The organism is Peribacillus sp. FSL K6-5616 (genome assembly GCF_038008245.1).
Taxonomy (GTDB): domain Bacteria; phylum Bacillota; class Bacilli; order Bacillales; family DSM-1321; genus Peribacillus; species Peribacillus frigoritolerans.
Genome location: NZ_JBBOYT010000001.1, coordinates 5,259,878 through 5,276,975 on the forward strand (window position 1 = coordinate 5,259,878; position 17,098 = coordinate 5,276,975).

General features: G+C 42.2%; 14 protein-coding genes. 11 read left to right on the plus strand and 3 right to left on the minus strand.

Annotated elements, in window-relative coordinates:
* Positions 1 to 190: 190 nt before the first annotated feature.
* The 9 genes from MHB45_RS25705 (at position 191) to MHB45_RS25745 (ending at position 10,188) form a co-directional block, all read left to right on the plus strand.
* Positions 191 to 2,224: a Na+/H+ antiporter gene (locus tag MHB45_RS25705; protein WP_048688720.1), complete on the plus strand. Its 2,034-nt coding sequence runs from the start codon at positions 191 to 193 to the stop codon at positions 2,222 to 2,224.
* Between the two features lie 240 nt (positions 2,225 to 2,464).
* Complete coding sequence (locus MHB45_RS25710) at positions 2,465 to 2,857, plus strand: GNAT family N-acetyltransferase (protein ID WP_260088882.1); 393 nt, start codon at positions 2,465 to 2,467, stop codon at positions 2,855 to 2,857.
* A gap of 179 nt (positions 2,858 to 3,036) precedes the next feature.
* Entirely contained in the window at positions 3,037 to 4,422 is a 1,386-nt protein-coding gene (locus MHB45_RS25715) for a protoporphyrinogen oxidase (protein WP_202186565.1), read from the plus strand.
* Positions 4,423 to 4,591: 169 nt separating this feature from the next.
* Positions 4,592 to 5,134 carry a helix-turn-helix domain-containing protein gene (locus tag MHB45_RS25720; protein WP_034304877.1) on the plus strand — a complete coding sequence of 181 codons (543 nt, stop codon included), beginning with the start codon at positions 4,592 to 4,594 and terminating at the stop codon, positions 5,132 to 5,134.
* Between the two features lie 62 nt (positions 5,135 to 5,196).
* A complete protein-coding gene (locus tag MHB45_RS25725) occupies positions 5,197 to 6,306 on the plus strand; it encodes an ABC transporter ATP-binding protein (RefSeq protein ID WP_034304875.1) in 1,110 nt (369 codons plus the stop codon).
* Positions 6,296 to 7,099, plus strand: a complete 804-nt coding sequence (locus MHB45_RS25730) for an ABC transporter permease (protein WP_048688824.1) — start codon at positions 6,296 to 6,298, stop codon at positions 7,097 to 7,099. The genes MHB45_RS25725 and MHB45_RS25730 overlap by 11 nt, the downstream gene beginning before the upstream one ends.
* A 1-nt stretch (position 7,100) precedes the next feature.
* Entirely contained in the window at positions 7,101 to 7,904 is an 804-nt protein-coding gene (locus MHB45_RS25735; protein ID WP_072274039.1) for an ABC transporter permease, read from the plus strand.
* A complete protein-coding gene (locus MHB45_RS25740; protein WP_072274038.1) occupies positions 7,901 to 8,974 on the plus strand; it encodes an ABC transporter substrate-binding protein in 1,074 nt (357 codons plus the stop codon). Before MHB45_RS25735 ends, MHB45_RS25740 begins: the two co-directional genes overlap by 4 nt.
* Before the next feature lie 323 nt (positions 8,975 to 9,297).
* The gene (locus MHB45_RS25745; protein WP_072274037.1) at positions 9,298 to 10,188 is read left to right on the plus strand and encodes a peptidylprolyl isomerase; all 891 of its coding nucleotides are present in this window, start codon (positions 9,298 to 9,300) and stop codon (positions 10,186 to 10,188) included.
* Between the two features lie 318 nt (positions 10,189 to 10,506).
* Here MHB45_RS25745 and MHB45_RS25750 read toward each other — a convergent pair whose 3' ends face one another.
* A complete protein-coding gene (locus MHB45_RS25750; RefSeq protein WP_072274036.1) occupies positions 10,507 to 11,025 on the minus strand; it encodes a hypothetical protein in 519 nt (172 codons plus the stop codon).
* 169 nt (positions 11,026 to 11,194) lie between these two features.
* On the opposite strand from MHB45_RS25750, the gene MHB45_RS25755 reads away from it, so the two are divergent.
* Entirely contained in the window at positions 11,195 to 11,662 is a 468-nt protein-coding gene (locus MHB45_RS25755) for a MarR family winged helix-turn-helix transcriptional regulator (RefSeq protein WP_072274035.1), read from the plus strand.
* Positions 11,659 to 14,775 (plus strand): MMPL family transporter, encoded by a 3,117-nt coding sequence (locus MHB45_RS25760; RefSeq protein WP_202186568.1) that lies wholly within the window; start codon positions 11,659 to 11,661, stop codon positions 14,773 to 14,775. The genes MHB45_RS25755 and MHB45_RS25760 overlap by 4 nt, the downstream gene beginning before the upstream one ends.
* 809 nt (positions 14,776 to 15,584) lie before the next feature.
* On the opposite strand, the gene MHB45_RS25765 is transcribed toward MHB45_RS25760, so the two are convergent.
* Together MHB45_RS25765 and MHB45_RS25770 are read right to left on the minus strand one after the other, a co-directional pair.
* On the minus strand, positions 15,585 to 16,307 hold the full coding sequence (locus MHB45_RS25765) for an SIS domain-containing protein (protein WP_048688739.1): 723 nt from the start codon (positions 16,305 to 16,307) through the stop codon (positions 15,585 to 15,587).
* A 63-nt stretch (positions 16,308 to 16,370) separates the two neighbouring features.
* Positions 16,371 to 17,093 carry a GntR family transcriptional regulator gene (locus MHB45_RS25770; RefSeq protein WP_034304859.1) on the minus strand — a complete coding sequence of 241 codons (723 nt, stop codon included), beginning with the start codon at positions 17,091 to 17,093 and terminating at the stop codon, positions 16,371 to 16,373.
* Positions 17,094 to 17,098 lie beyond the last annotated feature (5 nt).

Genomic DNA, 17,098 nt, shown 5'->3' on the forward strand with positions numbered 1-17,098 from the left:
AAGCTGATCATGGTTTAGCCAATCAGCTTTTTTCTTTGCGGGTGTTCATCGTAAGCTCCTTCGCTTTTGATAAAAGGTATCATTATTCAGAGTGATTCCAGGTTAGAATAGTTAATGCATGATTGACTGGGTATAAATATGTTACGCTTATAGTTATGATTATAGATGAGAGAGGAAGTTAGATGTTTGTATGGAGTTTTTTCTTGTTATATTAGCGCTTCTTATATTGATTGGAGTGTCTAATGTAATTAACCATTTTATACCCTTTATACCTGTACCATTAATACAAATAGCACTCGGTGTCATATTGGCACTTTTACCCCTGGGTATGCATGTTGAGATGGAGACGGAATTATTTTTGCTATTATTCATCGCACCCCTATTGTTCAATGATGGCAAAAATGTACCCCGAACAGCACTGTGGAAGTTGAGAGCGCCCATTCTGATGCTTGCACTGGGCCTCGTATTCATAACGGTTTGGGCAGGCGGATATTTAATTAATTGGATGATCCCTTCGATCCCATTGCCGGCAGCGTTCGCTTTGGCGGCCATTTTGTCACCTACGGATGTAGTGGCAGTAAGCGCTTTGGCGAGTCGGGTCAAATTGCCGAAGAGCATCATGCACCTTCTCGAAGGCGAAGGGCTGATGAATGATGCCTCAGGTTTAGTTGCCTTTAAGTTTGCCGTTGCAGCTACAGTCACAGGTGTTTTCTCCTTAGTCGACGCAACCTTCAGTTTCATATGGATTGCAATTGGTGGGTTTGTAGGTGGAGCGGTACTAGCTTTCATCATTATCAGGCTTCGCGTATTTCTTCGCCGTTTAGGGATGGAAGATGTCACGATGCATATGCTTATCCAAATCCTGACTCCTTTTATTATTTTCCTCGCTGTGGAACATTTCCACCTTTCTGGGATTTTGGCAGTCGTGGCTGGGGGAATTGTCCATGCCATTGAACGAGATCGGGAAATTTCACCAACAGTGGAACTTCAAGTCGTTTCAAAGAGTACCTGGTCCGTCATTTTATATGTATTGAATGGTCTTGTATTCGTTTTGCTTGGCTTGCAAATCCCAAGCGTTGCGAAAACGATCTTTCAAGATCCAGCCTTCAATAATGGAAAAGTGATCCTTTATATCGTGATCATTACACTTTTCCTTTTCGCTTTACGATTCATTTGGCTTACGGCTGCCTGGTCGATTGGCTGGATGACGAAAAAAGCTGGAGCCCAAAAACCGGACTTCAAAGCGGCCGGGATCATTACCATTTCCGGTGTTCGCGGAGCTGTAACGTTAGCGGGTTCGTTCTCGATTCCATATGTGTTGGCAGATGGAAGTCCTTTTCCTGAGCGTTCGTTAATCATTTTCATTGCAGCAGGTGTCATATTGCTGACACTGATTGTTGCGAGTGTATTTCTGCCAATCGTGGCACGATCGGAAGAAGAGGAAGTGGTGGATAAGCAGGCTGACAAAACGAAAGCTGCTGCCATCCAATCACATCAAGCCGCTATTCGGGTGATTGAGTCCCAAATGACAGATGAAAACCGGGAAGCGGCTTTGTCGATCATTTCCAGGTATTGTACCAAGATCAATGAACTGTCCTATGTAGAACAGGAGAAAGAACCGGCTGCATTAAGGGAAGAAGAAAAGGATCTTCGCTTCAAGGCCCTTGAAGCAGAGCAAAGATTCCTGGATAAACTCATTAAGGATGAAAAAGTGGACCGGGAGACGGCGTATATATGCAAGGAATACATCCAGCGTATGGAAGGTGCCGTAACAAATCGACTGAAGTTCCGTTTTTTTAGGTCTGTAACGCTGTTCAGGAGAAGTATGCTGAGGGTTTTAAAATTATTTTTCCCTAATAAAAGTGAAATAAGAAAAATCAATCTTAAGAGATTGGAAAAGGTCAGGGATCTTAAAATCAGGATGTATAAAGCCGCCATCCAAGAGATACAGGCCGGAATTACAGCCGATAATCATAAGACATCCTCGATGATCATAGACGAGTATAAAGTGTTAATTTTAAAATGCAAGCGTGAGAACAGAGGCCGTACCCCGAGTAAAATGGCCGAGTATGAAAGAGAGCTGTTCTATAAAGCGATCCAGGCAGAAAGGGACGAAGTGCAGGATATGTTTGAAAAACGACAAATCTCCCGTGATGTTGCCAACATACTCCGCCAGCAAATAAATTTACGAGAAGCACTGACTATCAATGAAAATACCCATTGATTATACAGAAGGAGCACTGTCGATATATTCGACAGTGCTCCTTCCGGTTTGGAAAGGGAATATCCGACGGGGCATCGAATCATTATTGTATCCAATAATTGATGAAAGAGAGTGTGCTTAATGGAAAAGGAAATCGAGACCATAACTTTAATGCCTTATTTACCGGAACACCTTAACCAGCTTTCCCAGTTTTATTTACCGAATACACAAACCCCTTTTTCAGCTCTGCCGGATGAGTAACTGAAATATTGCCGGGAAGATTGCGACAGGCACCCAGTCGTAATATTGGCTAAGGGTATCCCAGTTGGCTTTTTCGTTTTACACATTGGCGAAAACATCCCCCCTTTCACCAGCGATAAAAAAGCGATATTACTCCGGGGATTCCTTGTTGATCAAAAACATCAGGGAAAAGGGATTGGAAAGAAAGCCTTGCAAAGCCTTCCGGAATTCGCAAAAGGGATTTTTCCAAACAAGGATTCGATCATTCTGGCAGTGGACGTCATGAACGTGAACGCAAAAACGCTTTATGCGAAATCGGGGTTTCAGGATACAGGCATTCAGAAGGAAGGCAGAAGCGGGTTGATGGAGATAATGGAATATAGATTGGATATGGTGAACAAGGATATCGAATAAGGGGAGGAATAACAAATAAAATTGGCTAATGGACTTTTCCAAAAGGGGAGGTCTTTTTTGTCCAATTTGTTACAGGTTTCGTTATGTATCCGATGATTTTAGAAGGGCTGCTTTTAATAATGCTGCTGCCTTATGGTACACTTTACTTATTGCAAAATCTTAATCGAGGTGTAGTCCTAATGAAAACAGTCGTAGTCGTAGGTGGAGGCATTACCGGTTTATCAACCATGTTTTATTTACAAAAGGCAGTTAAAGCGAGGAGTCTCTCCGTACGATTAATATTAATAGAAGGAAATGAGGAACTAGGCGGTAAAATAAGGACTGTGCACGATGGTCCTTTTAAAATTGAAGCGGGTGCCGATTCGATCGTTGCCAGGAAACAGAATATACAGCCATTTCTTAAAGAATTGAACCTGGAGGATCAAGTCGTCTATAATGCGACGGGAAAATCATTCATCCATACTGATGGGATGCTGAAGGGAATCCCCGAAGATGCCCTATTCGGAATACCAATGAGCCTGGAGTCACTGGCCAAAAGTGATCTGGTTTCCGCCCAAGGTAAGGTCGACGCCTTAAAGGATTTCTACACAAAAAATGAGACATTTACGAAGAATGACTCCATCGGTTTATTTCTTGAAAGTTTCTTAGGCAAGGAATTGGTGCAAAAGCAGATATCGCCAGTCCTATCAGGTGTTTACTCAGGAAAATTAAATGAATTGACCATTGCCAAAACACTGCCGGAGATGCTGGATTATAAAAACGAATATGGCAGTATAATACGAGGCCTATCGGAAAATAAGCAGAAATATAAAAGCAAGGGGAATAAGAAGTTCCTTTCGTTTAAAAATGGCTTATCAACATTGGTGGAAAGAATAGAGGAAAGCCTCGATATGGTCGAGATATTAAAAGGGGTCAGTGTAGATGAAATCGGAAGAAATGATGAGGCGTACATCATTACATTGGCAAACGGTGAAACGCTGGAAACGGACTTTATCGTATTGAGTACACCGCATACAATTGCCCAGAAATTATTGGGGGATCGGGAGTTGGATGAAGATTTCGACGGCTTGATCAATAGTTCGATGATTAGCGTTTATCTTGGATTCGATATCCCGGACAGCATGCTTCCTAAAGACGGGACAGGTTTCATTACAGGCGATAATAGTGATTTGATCTGTAATGCATGCACCTGGACAAGCCGGAAATGGGAGCATACTTCTGAAAACAGTCAGCTTTTGGTAAGGCTTTTTTATAAAAGCTCTAGTCCGGACTATGAACGATTACAGTCCCTTGCAAAACAGGAATTGATCTCTGTGGCTTTACACGACATTATGAACAGTCTAAGCATTTCTGGGAATCCAATTACAAGTGAAGTGACGAAATGGCATGAAAATATGCCGAACTACCATATTAAGCATCCTCAAATCGTTCAATCACTGGAGGCGAAAATCTCCGAGAATTATCCGAATGTTTTACTTGCGGGCTGTTCATACAATGGAGTCGGAATCCCGGATTGTATTGCTGATGGGGAAAAGAAAGCGCAAGAGATATGTCTGAAGTTGTAAAAAGGGGACTGCCAGGCGGCAGTCCTTTTTTAATGAATGCCGGAAATTCCGTTTGAAGTTTCCGGCATTTCCTGTATAATGATATTCGTAAAATTAAACTGAAAGTTTACTTATATAAAACTTTATCTACTGTGTGTTTACTATAAGTAAACCGATTGAGGGTTATGGAATGCAAATTGGGAAAAAAATAAAGAACCTTCGCTTGAAAAAAGGATTGACCCAGGAAGAATTGGGCGAAAGAACGGATTTAAGCAAAGGATATATTTCACAGTTGGAAAGGGATCTTAGTTCCCCTTCGATTGAAACTCTTTTCAATATTTTAGAAGTACTCGGCTGCAAGCCGAAACAGTTCTTCGATGATGAGGATCAAGTCCAAAAAGTAGTGTATGAAGAAGAAGCACAAACATTTTTCATCGATGAAGAACGGGGATACCAAATTCAGTGGCTCGTGCCTGAATCGAATGAAAAGGAAATGGAACCTATTCGCCTGACTCTCCAGGAAAAAGGGGAGTTCAAACAATTTGAACCATCCTTGTCGGAAACATTCGGTTATGTATTAAGCGGAAGAGTCATTGTAAAGCTGGGTACACATACGTATTTCGTCAAGGCAGGGGAATCGATTTATTTTCATGCTTCAGATGAACATCAAATCATCAATGATTTTGAAGGTCCGTCCGAGTTATTACTCGTGGTGACGGAATCATACTTATAGAATTCAAAAAAATGCAATCGTTGAAGATTGATGAGTAAGGGAATGGAGAGAGGGAAGAAGCTATGGCAAATGGGAATATAATACGCTTCGATCAGGTTACGAAGCAATTTGATGATGAAACGGTGGTTCTCGATAATGTTAGTTTTGAAATCGAGAGAGGGAAGTTCTATACGCTATTGGGTCCTTCCGGGTGTGGGAAGACCACGATCCTTCGTTTGATTGCCGGATTTACGGAAGCTTCCAAAGGTGATATTTACTTTGAAGGGAAAAAGATCAATGATGTGCCAGCCAATAAAAGGCAAGTGAATACGGTATTTCAAGATTATGCACTGTTTCCGCATTTAAATGTGTTTGAAAATGTAGCATTTGGTCTTCGGATCAAAAAAATGAAGAATTCGGAAGTGGAAATCAAGGTGAAGGAAGCCCTCAGCTTTGTTAATTTGGAGGGGTATGAAAAACGGGAGATCAGGGAAATGTCAGGCGGTCAGCGGCAACGGGTAGCGATTGCGAGGGCTATTGTTAATGAACCAGAAGTCATCCTCCTGGATGAACCGCTATCTGCCCTCGATTTGAAATTGCGTACAGAAATGCAATATGAATTGCGGGAGCTGCAACAGAGGCTGGGAATCACGTTTATCTTCGTCACTCATGACCAAGAGGAAGCATTAGCGATGTCAGATGAGATTTTTGTCCTTAACAAAGGGAAAATCCAGCAAAGCGGGACCCCTACGGATATTTATGATGAACCGCTGAATCGATTCGTTGCCGATTTCATCGGTGAGTCCAATATTGTAAAAGGAAAAATGATTGAAGATTACCTCGTGGAATTCGTCGGCAGACAGTTCGAGTGTGTTGACCAAGGATTGAACAGTAATGAAGCTGTCGATATTGTCATCCGCCCGGAAGATTTGGAGATTACTTCCGTCGATCGCGGAAAACTGCAAGTTCGGGTGGACTCCCAGCTATTTCGCGGTGTTCATTATGAAATCAGCTGTTATGACCATGATGGAAATGAATGGCTTGTCCAATCAACGAAAAAAGTGGCAGTCGGAGATGAAATAGGTCTTTATTTCGAACCGGAATCGATCCATGTCATGCGATTGGGTGAAACTGAAGAAGAATTCGATAAGCGACTGGAAGCGTATCATGACGGGGAAAGTCATGAAGAATAAAATATCCCGTAATATTTACTTCATACCCTATGTCTTATGGATTGCTTTATTCGTGATCGCACCCATTTTGTTAATCCTTTACTATTCCTTCTTTGACATTGAAGGCAATTTATCATTGATTAACTATCAAAAGTTCTTTACGCCAGTATATTTAAAAATGACATTAAGCTCATTTTGGTATGCATTCCTGATTACGGTAATATCCCTTTTAGTCGCTTACCCGACAGCCTATTTGTTAACGAAAACCAAGCATAAGCAGTTGTGGCTTTTGCTGATTATCGTGCCTTCCTGGATCAATTTACTTTTGAAGGCTTATGCCTTCATTGGAATTTTTGGCACGTATGGTGTGGCGAATGGTTTTCTGGAGGCAGTAGGAATCGGAAAGCAGCAGATTCTCTTTACGGATTTCAGCTTCATATTCGTCTCGGTTTATATTTTCATACCGTTTATGATTTTACCGATATTCAATGCGCTTGATGAAATGAATCCAACCCTTTTGGATGCGGCCAATGACTTGGGAGCGTCCCGATGGATGACATTCCGCCGTGTCATTTTTCCGTTGACGTTAGATGGGGTAAAGACGGGATGCCAAGTAGTCTTCATCCCGGCACTTTCATTGTTCATGCTTACAAGATTGATTGCCGGTAACCGAGTCATTACGCTTGGTACGGCTATCGAGCAGCACTTCCTTGTAACACAGGATTGGGGAATGGGTTCCACGATCGCGGTATTTTTGATTATTATAATGTTCCTGATTATGTTTGTAACGGGTAACCGAAAGCAGGGTGTGTAAATTGGGCAATAAATTATCACCAATATCAAAAGCGTTTCTCGTTTTGATTTTTCTCATTCTCTATGCACCGATTTTCTTTTTAGTCTTTTACTCTTTTAACAGCGGTGGAACGATGTATGACTTTAAAGGGTTCACGATGGAGTGGTACAAGGAGCTGTTCCAAGATACGAGGCTGTTGATCATTGTATTGAATACACTTGTGATAGCTTTATTATCTGCACTGATCGCAACGATCATCGGGGTGATAGGGGCAATTGGAATTCGCTCCTTTACGAGCAGTAAAGCTAAGAATACGGTATTGTCATTGAATAATGTATTGATTGTCAGTCCCGATGTGATCATCGGTGCTTCCTTCCTGATATTATTCACAATGGCCGGGATCAAGCTTGGATTCTACTCGGTACTGTTGTCACATATCGCCTTCAGTATCCCGATCGTTGTGCTGCTGGTCCTTCCGAAACTTCAGGAAATGAGCCCTACTTTAATTGATGCGGCCCGGGATTTAGGGGCAAGCCGGTGGGATGTATTGACGAAGGTCATCCTTCCATACATCTTGCCAGGTGTCTTTGCTGGTTTTTTTATGGCATTGACTTATTCACTTGATGATTTTGCGGTAACGTTCTTTGTGACCGGTAATGGTTTCTCCACTCTTTCCGTGGAAATCTATTCATTGGCCCGCCGTGGAATATCATTGAATATCAATGCACTATCGACACTGCTGTTCGTCGTGACACTGCTGTTGGTTGTCGTCTATTACTTTATAACTCAACGTGTTAGGCAAACGGGAATGGGGGGGAAACGATGAAAAGGCTTCTCCAAATGTTTTTGCTCATTTCCCTCGTATCCGCTTTGCTGCTTTATGCGATTTCAAGATTGAATTCAGCGCAGGGATTTACGAGCAGCAATACGCTTACCATCTATAATTGGGGCGATTACATCGATACGGATCTAATCGATCGTTTTGAAGAAGAAACAGGTATAAAGGTCATTTATGAGACGTTCGATTCGAATGAGGCCATGATGACTAAAATTGAACAGGGCGGTACCACTTATGATATTGCCATTCCGTCTGAGTATATGATCGATAAGATGAGGCAAGAAGACTTGCTGGTTCCCTTGGATCATTCCAAGCTTCCGAATTTGAAAAATATCGATGAGCGATTCATCGATCTGCCATTCGATCCGGAGAATAAATATTCCGTCCCGTACTTCTGGGGAACGGTTGGAATTGTTTACAATTCCGAGATGCTCGGTGGCAAAGAAATAACGGCCTGGGCGGATTTATGGGATAAAGATTTAAAAAATGAAATCCTTTTGACGGATGGCGCTAGAGAAGTGATGGGCATGGGTCTGAACTCTTTGAATTATTCATTGAATGATACAGATGAAGAACACCTTCAAGAGGCAAAAACCAAACTTGATGCCCTCACCCCGAATATTAAAGCGATAGTGGGAGATGAAAGCCGCATGCTATTGGAAGCCCAGGAGGCGGCGATTGGCCTTGTTTGGTCGGGAGTTGCTTCTGAAATCATGGCTGAAAATGAAGATCTCGAATACGTTGTTCCAAAAGAGGGGTCCAATTTATGGTTTGATAATATGGTCATCCCGAAAACAACGAAAAATGTAGATGCGGCCCACCAGTTCATCAACTTCATGCTGGACCCGAAAGTTGCAGCTCAAAATGCTGAATATGTAAGTTACTCGACACCTAATAAAGAAGCACTTAAATATATGCCTGAAGAAGTGGTGAAGGATGAACGGTTCTATCCATCACCTGAACTCACGAAGAAACTGGAAGTGTACGAAAACCTTGGGAAGAAAAACTTGGCCCGTTACAATGAACTCTTCCTTGAATTCAAGATGCATCGTAAATAACAAAATAAATAAAGCATGGTGTAGGAATTCCCTCCGTACACCATGCTTTTTCGTTTGCTCGAAACTCACGAGTAAAGGCCGAATTACACTCTGTTACCTATATATCAAAAGTTGATATAACGGTATAATACCGTTTTTTATAATGATCAACCAAAATTTAAATGTAAAATCTGTAGCAGAATGAGATACTCTAAAATATCTGTTGGGATATAAGTATGTTAGTATAATGATTGAGTTAGTGCATACTGAAGGTTGAGTTAAAATCTTAAGGATTAATTAATATTTCCAAGCTATCATAATAGAAAACTTAAGGGAGATTATTCATGAAACTATTAAAAAGCACGAAGGCATATATTTGGGCAGGAAGCATTTTAATCATTGCCGGGATCATGGCATTTGCGATGATTTCGTCCATGGATAAGACAATTGCGAGTATCGATGGCGAGAAAATCAATGAGGATGAGCTGTATGACGCGCTTGTTGCGGGATACGGAGCAGATACTTTAGACCTGTTAATTACGAATAAATTGGTGGAATTGGAAGCGGAAAAAGCAGGAATCAAAATTAAGGATGAAGAAATCCAGAAAGAAATCGATGTTATGGTTGAGTCCTATGGTGATGAAAAGTCGTTAAAAGAACAATTGGAAGCAAGCGGTTCTTCAATGGATGCCTTAAAAAAGGACATCGTGGTTTACCTGCAAACGAAAAAACTGGTCGAACCGAGAATTACCGTTACGGACGATGAAATCAGTACGTATTTTGAAGATAATAAAGATACATTTGCTCAAGCGGAACAAGTGGAAGCTAGTCATATTTTAGTCGAAGACGAAAAAACGGCTAAAAAGGTTGCGAAAGAACTTGCAGCAGGCGGTGATTTCGCTAAGTTGGCAGCTGAATATTCCACTGATACTGAAACGGCGGATAACGGTGGAAGCCTAGGGTATTTTGGGAAAGGCGATATGGTGGAAGAGTTTGAAGATGTTGCCTTTAATCTTGATAAAAATAAAGTCAGTGATCCAGTCAAAACCGAATATGGGTACCATATCATAAAAGTAACCGGTAAGAAGGAAGCAAAAAAAGCTAATTTAGAAGACAGTAAAGAAGTAATTAAAGAAACGCTTCTTTCTGAAAGATTACAAGAGGAATATCCAGTTTGGTTAGCCGAAGTGAAAAAAGACCATGATATAACGAATAAATTGGAAGACTCTAACTAAGGTATCAAGTGAAGGATATATGAAAAAACAAAAGGGTAATGGTGTACCTTTCATCGAATGATGTCCCCAATCCAATTGGCCCAAAGCAACACCTTCAACTCCATAGGTATGGTTCTGTCTAAATTTTATACAGAGTTGATTGGAGCGGAAGGTACGAGACTCCTGCGGGGAAAGCGCGTCTAGGGGAGACTCCGCAGGCCCAAGCCGAGGAGGCTCCACGACCGCCCGCGGAAAGCGAGTGCCTGGAGTGGAAATCAACATCCAAATTGTACAAGCCATAATAAAAGCTGAGGCATAATGCCTCAGCTTTTTTATATATTAGAAGTTGGATGAGATGGACTTTTGATTGGATAATCCTGATTTTTTAACGATTTCATCACTCTCTTTTTCATCTTTAACATTATCGGATTTCAATGCTGGCGTTTCCTTCAGCTGTTTACCGGCAACGACCACTTTTGAACTGATGTCTTTTAATTCACTTGTTGCGTCCTTCGCTGTACCAAGGGCATCAGTGGAGATATCCTTTACTTCGGATACTTTACCCACCACGTCTTCATTGACGGTTTCATATAGTGTTTCAACGTCATTGATTGCCTCTTTAATCGTCTCCGTTGCCCCTTTGACTCCTGATACCACCTGTTCCTTCATTTCGCCGGGATTTTCCTTGACCTGTTCAATCATATTCATGGAGTTGTCTTTTAAAAGGATGGCAGATCGCTTTACTTTATTTCTCGTGTTGGAGTCGAGCAAGGTCAATGCACCGCCGACAAGCCCTCCGATTAAAATCCCTTTTAAAAGTTTGCTATTCGTTTGAGTTTCGATAGTTGTTTGAGTCATTTATATTTCCTCCTTTAGAATAGTAGATTGTTTGCTTACTTTGGGTTTTCCCTTATTTACCATAAGTTAAACTGGAAATAATAAACTATCATGGGATTGACATGATAAATAAAACAATAGTACTCTACATATAGTTAAATGACTGAACTACTTTTTGGGAGGTGCAACGATGTCTAATGAAAAAGTTTCTGGATTGATTGATCGATATATGAAGGTTTCTTTCTATGTAAATAAGATGGGGGAGCTTTTAATAAAAGATCAGATTTGTGATGTGCTGACGAACGAACAATACTATACTTTGCGGTTCATTCAACAACAGCGGTTGTGTACATCGACGGAAATCAGTGAAGCCTTTTATATTAATAAGAGTGCCGTCACGTCCAACATCAACAGGCTGGAAGGCAAAGGATTGATAGAACGGGAACAGGACCAGGTTGACCGAAGGGTCTTTCATTTGAAGCTTTCCAAAGAGGGGGAAGCGTTGTTACAGGAAACGGAAAATAAGATTCATAAATTGGTAGAGAGCATCATGACGAAATTCGATTATGAAGAGATTGTTAAATTCCTTGATACATATGAGAAGCTTTCACAAATTTTCATTCAAATGAAGAATGAGGAATGGGAGGAATATAAATGAGGGGGATCATAAAGGGAAGATGGCTGGTCATTATCGCGTGGGTTGCCATTACGGCAGGTTTATTGCTTGCGGCACCGGATATGGCGGAGCTTGTCCGGAATAAGGGCCAGCTGGATGTACCGGCAGAGTATTCCTCTGGGATGGCCAATGAGCTAATGAAAGAGATTCAGGATAAGGATGAGTCACAAGTGGCTCTCGTATTTCATGGTGATAAGAAGCTGTCTTCCCCGGAATTGAAAGAGATTGAGATAGCGATCCAAAAGCTTGAAAAGAATAAAGCAGAGCTTGGCATCAAAGAGGTCATGACCCATTTTAAAGAGCCCTCGCTAAAAGGTCAGTTGGTCTCGGAGAACGAAACAACGGTTTTGACATCCATCACGATGGTCAAGGGGGACCGGGAAGCTAAGGAAGTGATCGATGCCCTTTATAAAGAGCTGGAGCAAGTGGATGTCGAGCATTATTACACAAGCAGCTGGATGATCGATGAAGATCTTAATGCCAATTCCCAAGAAGGGCTGAAGAAAACTGAAGGCATCACGGTGGTCTTCATTCTGGCTGTATTGCTGATAGTCTTCCGTTCAGTGGTGGCACCGATCATTCCGTTGGTAACGGTAGGTTTCACTTATTTATGCTCACAATCCATCGTCTCATTCCTGGTGGATAAATGGGACTTTCCGATTTCATCTTACACCCAAATATTCCTGGTAGGTATTTTATTTGGAATCGGGACTGATTATTGCATCCTGCTGCTTAGTCGTTTCAAGGAAGAGCTATCGTCACAGGAGTCCTTGCATGAAGCGATCGTTGAGACGTACCGAACCTCCGGTAAGACTGTTTTCTTCAGCGGGCTGACCGTAATGATTGGTTTTGCGGCAATTGGCTTTTCCACTTTTAAGCTCTATCAATCTGCGGCGGCCGTTGCCATAGGGGTTTTCATTTTAATGATCGCCCTTTATACGATCGTTCCATTTTTCATGGCGGTTCTTGGCAAAAAGCTATTCTGGCCGGCAAAAGGGAAACTTGAGCATAGTGAAAGTAAACTATGGGGAATTCTCGGTAACTTCTCCTTGAACCGTCCATTGTTGGCGCTGATGATTGTTGCAGTCGTCTGTGTTCCCTTTTTGTTTATATATGATGGGAAGATTTCATATAACTCCCTTGAAGAAGCGGGTGATGATGTCCCTTCCATCATGGCATTTAATATCATTTCCGATGAATTCGGACCGGGACAATCGATGCCAACACAGATTGTCATAAAGAATGACGAACGCATGGATTCGGAAGAGTACGTCGCACTTGCTGAAAAAATCAGCCAGGAAGTAGTAAAGGTGGATGAAGTCGATGTAGTTCGATCCATGACCCGCCCGACAGGTGAACCGATTAAGGATTTATTTGTAGCGAACCAGGCCGAAACCTTGGAAAAGGGAATCGGGGAAGGAAATGAAGGCATTAAACAAATAAGCGATGGATTGAAAACGGCAGGCAGTGAGCTTTCCGATTCAGGACCGCGATTGAAGCAAGCGACGGACGGAATAGGGGGGCTCATATCCGGGACCAATGAATTAAAGAGCGGCGTAGGTCAGGTGGAGAAGGCATTAACAAGCATTGAAGCAGGCATCCGTGATGGGTCTTCAGGGACCGGGGACATAAAAAACGGATTGAATGAGGTCAAGGCAAACTTGGATAAGCTCGCCGCCGGAAGCGGACAGCTTCTCGAAGGCTATAAACAATCAGCTAATGGGTTAAGTGAGCTCACAGGTCGATATAAAGAAATTCAAACTAACCTTACGGGTGTATCACAAAGCCTTGCCGGTTTAAATCCTTCCTTTGAGCAAATGGAATCCACTCATCCAGAATTACAGGCTGATCAGTCCTATCAAACGATCAAGCAAACAGTGCAAGGGGCACAGGGTGGCTTGGAGCCCATGGCAGCAGGCCTTTCAGAGCTCAATAGGAATCTTGGTTCAGTGTCCGGCGGTTTGAATACGGCGAATGAAAATATGGAAGAAATCGTAAAGGGTCAAAATTCTCTTGGGGAGGGCCTGAACCAATTGGTTTCAGGCGTTGACACTTTACAAAAGGGTCTAAGCACCATGGCTAATGGTCAGGGGGAAGTCATAAATAATCTGTCAGGATTTAAAGGAGGCCTTACTAGCTTAAGTAATGGGCAGCAAGAACTCCTAAATGGTTTTTCAAGCCTCGGCGGGCAGCTTACTGATTTGACTGATGGCTTAAATGAAAGTGCTGATGGTCTGAATGAAGTCCATGATGGACTATCGTCCGCACAGGGTTATTTATCAGGGCTGGCAAAAACGGATAAAACGGTAACAGGCATGTACATTCCCAAAGAAGTAGTGGAAAGCGAAGAATTCGGGGAAGCTTTGAACGCGTATTTATCTGAAGACGGTAAAATCATGACCATGGATGTGGTATTCAAGGCGAATCCTTATTCCAATGAAGCAATCGAGCAAATCGATTCGATTGAGGAAACCGTTGAAAGAGTAACGAAAGATACAAAGCTTGAAAACGCGCAGGTGGCGATAGGGGGAATCACAAGTACACATCATGACTTGGGCATGATGTCTGGTGAGGATTTCTCAAGGACGGTCGTTTTGATGCTGTCGGGTATTGCAATCATTCTCTTTTTCATGCTGCGATCCTTGATCATGCCTGTCTATTTGATAGTGTCGCTCGTTTTGACTTATTATACAGCGGCAGCCATTACAGAATTGATTTTTGTTAATATTCTCGGGTATGCCGGCATCGGCTGGGCAGTTCCTTTCTTTGCCTTCGTCATCTTGATTGCTCTGGGCATTGACTATAGCATTTTCTTGATGGATCGCTTTAACGAGTGGAAAGATAAGCCGGTCAAGGAAGCGATGTTACTGTCCATGAGAAAAATGGGAACGGTGATCATCTCGGCGGCTGTCATACTGGGCGGAACCTTTGCTGCCATGATGCCAGCAGGAGTTTTATCGCTCTTGGAAATAGCCACTTTAATATTGGTGGGGCTTGCTTTATATGCGTTTGTCATCTTGCCATTGTTTATTCCGGTGATGGTTGCATCGTTTGGAAACGCGAATTGGTGGCCGTTTTTAAAAAATAAGGAATAAAAGGGACTATAAAATAAAGAAGGCCTCCATTCCGAAACCCTTTTTGAATGATTATAAGATGGGAAATGGATTTAAAAGCTCACCCGGTGGGGGAAGAAATAACAATCATAAGTTCCATCATACACATAATCAGGCGTACTGGTTTTGTAAGCTGCATCTGCAACAGCTTCAAGATTAACAACTTTCTCAATCGGTGTTACTATCGTCTACAACACAAATCTGTTACGGTCTGCTGATGCATGAAACGAATGTATGGAATCAACAAATACATGCCCTGCACTCATTCGTTAAATGAAACTTTTACTTAAGATAGGATGGAAAGCGTTTCAATAAAAGTTGCAGAAAGACTGTTGGCACATGGAGTTCTGCCTAATTACTAAAACTCTGTTGATTGGAAAGGAAGGTACAGGACTCTTGCGGAAAAGAGAGTCCAAGGGAGACATACCGGGCGCGAATGGCGCCGATGAGGCACACGGACCGCCAGCTCAAAAGCGGGTGCCTGCGGTGGAATGAAACGGTCAATGTACTGATTCCCCAAAACTGTGGGGCAATCAGGGTTCAAACGTAGTTTTCACGCAGAGTTGATTGGAAAGGAAGGTACAGGACTCTTGTGGAAAAGAGAGTCCAAGGGAGACATACCGTGCGCTAAAGGCGCCGATGAGGCACACGGACCGCCCGCGGAAAGCGAGTGCCTGCAGTGGAATTCAACGGTCAACTTCCAAACTCTCAAAAAAACTGTAGACCAACTCGATGGAGTTTGCCTACAGTAAGAAATAAACAACCGAAACAAAAAAACTATGTATTCCATTTCATAATTGGGGAATTCTTGTTTTATATTTCGCGATGATCTTTTGATTGTGTTCATCTGCCCCTTCGATATTACTGCTTAGGAATACGGGAGGGGTTTCCCCTGATTCAATAATCGTTTGGATGACTTGCGTGAAAACCATATTGAGGAGAACGGCCCCGACCACGGTCGATCCGGAACCAAAAGGTATATTATTTGATTTCAGTAATGTGTCACCTTTGGCAATATGATTGTCTATGACCAAATCAACGACATCGTGGAGATAATGCTTCTGTTTATGCCGTGAAGAACAACTTTTTGCATACTCCGGTGATGTTAGTCCAATGACGAATGCCCCTTTTTCTTTTGCGATAGTGGCGACATCTATCGGAACGGGATTTACGCCGGATGACGAAATGACAATACAGACATCACCAGGACGGATATCTTCATCATGCATGAATTTCTCTGATAGGTCATTTTGGCGTTCAAGTTGGGATGCCCTTGAAGCTCCTTTAAAAAGCATTAGATCTTCAACGAAAATTGGACGAATTGCGGCTAACCCACCTGCCCGGTAGAATACCTCTTCGGTCAAAATGTGGGAGTGCCCGCTCCCGAATAGATGGATGATCCCATCCGACATGACTGCTTTTGAGATATGTTCCACAGATTCCTTAATTGATTGCTTTTCCTGTTCTCCCACAATTGTGAGTAATGCCTGCACTTCTTCAAAGTATGAGTTCATATATGTGACACCCTCCGATTACCTTTGGCAATTAAAAGACTATAGTGATGAAAATATTCAATTTTATCTGCTTATGTTGATAGTGAACTTATACCTGTCCGCACGATAAGCCGATTTAACATATTCAAGGGGAGTTCCGTCTATTAAGAACGTATTCCTTTGAATGAATAATATGGGTGAGTGCTTCGGAATTGCTAAATGGGTCACTTCCAATTCAGAAGCAATCGATGATTCCAACGTTTGTGAAGCATAGTCTATTTTTAGTTTAACGTAGTTCTCCACATACTGGTAAAGGGAAAGGTTAATGATTTCTTCCGTTAATCCTTTAATTAAATTGGCAGACATGTACACGGTCTCGAGCGCCATTGGAACATCATCAGCCAACCGAATGCGTTTTATTTCATAAACGGGAGCATAAAGGGAAATGTGCAATTCACTGGCAATCTTCTTATCAGCCGGAATGATTTCAAAGCTCAGCAGCTTGCTACTTGGATTTAATCCCCTTGCCTTCATGTCCTCGGTAAAACTGGTCAGCCCATTGAGCTGCTGCTCCAATTTCTTATCGGCGACAAAGGTTCCCCTTCCTTTCTGACGGTATAAGTATCCGTCATTCACCAAATTATTAATGGCTTGGCGGACGGTCATCCGGCTAATTTCGAATTGCTCGGCATATTCACGTTCAGATGGAAGGGCATCGTGCGCTTGGAACTCACCGTTTTCTATTTTTCTTTTTATTTGTTCTTCGATTTGAAAATAAATCGGAAGAGGTGAGTTTTTATCAATCATCGACT

What these genes read in the sequence shown, in the direction of transcription:
- MHB45_RS25770 (WP_034304859.1), bottom strand. Translation starts at nt 17,093, where the DNA reads ATGATTGATAAAAACTCACCTCTTCCGATTTATTTTCAAATCGAAGAA.
- MHB45_RS25730 (WP_048688824.1), top strand. Translation starts at nt 6,296, where the DNA reads ATGAAGAATAAAATATCCCGTAATATTTACTTCATACCCTATGTCTTA.
- MHB45_RS25715 (WP_202186565.1), top strand. Translation starts at nt 3,037, where the DNA reads ATGAAAACAGTCGTAGTCGTAGGTGGAGGCATTACCGGTTTATCAACC.
- MHB45_RS25705 (WP_048688720.1), top strand. Translation starts at nt 191, where the DNA reads ATGGAGTTTTTTCTTGTTATATTAGCGCTTCTTATATTGATTGGAGTG.
- MHB45_RS25755 (WP_072274035.1), top strand. Translation starts at nt 11,195, where the DNA reads ATGTCTAATGAAAAAGTTTCTGGATTGATTGATCGATATATGAAGGTT.
- MHB45_RS25750 (WP_072274036.1), bottom strand. Translation starts at nt 11,025, where the DNA reads ATGACTCAAACAACTATCGAAACTCAAACGAATAGCAAACTTTTAAAA.
- MHB45_RS25725 (WP_034304875.1), top strand. Translation starts at nt 5,197, where the DNA reads ATGGCAAATGGGAATATAATACGCTTCGATCAGGTTACGAAGCAATTT.
- MHB45_RS25740 (WP_072274038.1), top strand. Translation starts at nt 7,901, where the DNA reads ATGAAAAGGCTTCTCCAAATGTTTTTGCTCATTTCCCTCGTATCCGCT.
- MHB45_RS25745 (WP_072274037.1), top strand. Translation starts at nt 9,298, where the DNA reads ATGAAACTATTAAAAAGCACGAAGGCATATATTTGGGCAGGAAGCATT.
- MHB45_RS25765 (WP_048688739.1), bottom strand. Translation starts at nt 16,307, where the DNA reads ATGAACTCATACTTTGAAGAAGTGCAGGCATTACTCACAATTGTGGGA.
- MHB45_RS25760 (WP_202186568.1), top strand. Translation starts at nt 11,659, where the DNA reads ATGAGGGGGATCATAAAGGGAAGATGGCTGGTCATTATCGCGTGGGTT.
- MHB45_RS25720 (WP_034304877.1), top strand. Translation starts at nt 4,592, where the DNA reads ATGCAAATTGGGAAAAAAATAAAGAACCTTCGCTTGAAAAAAGGATTG.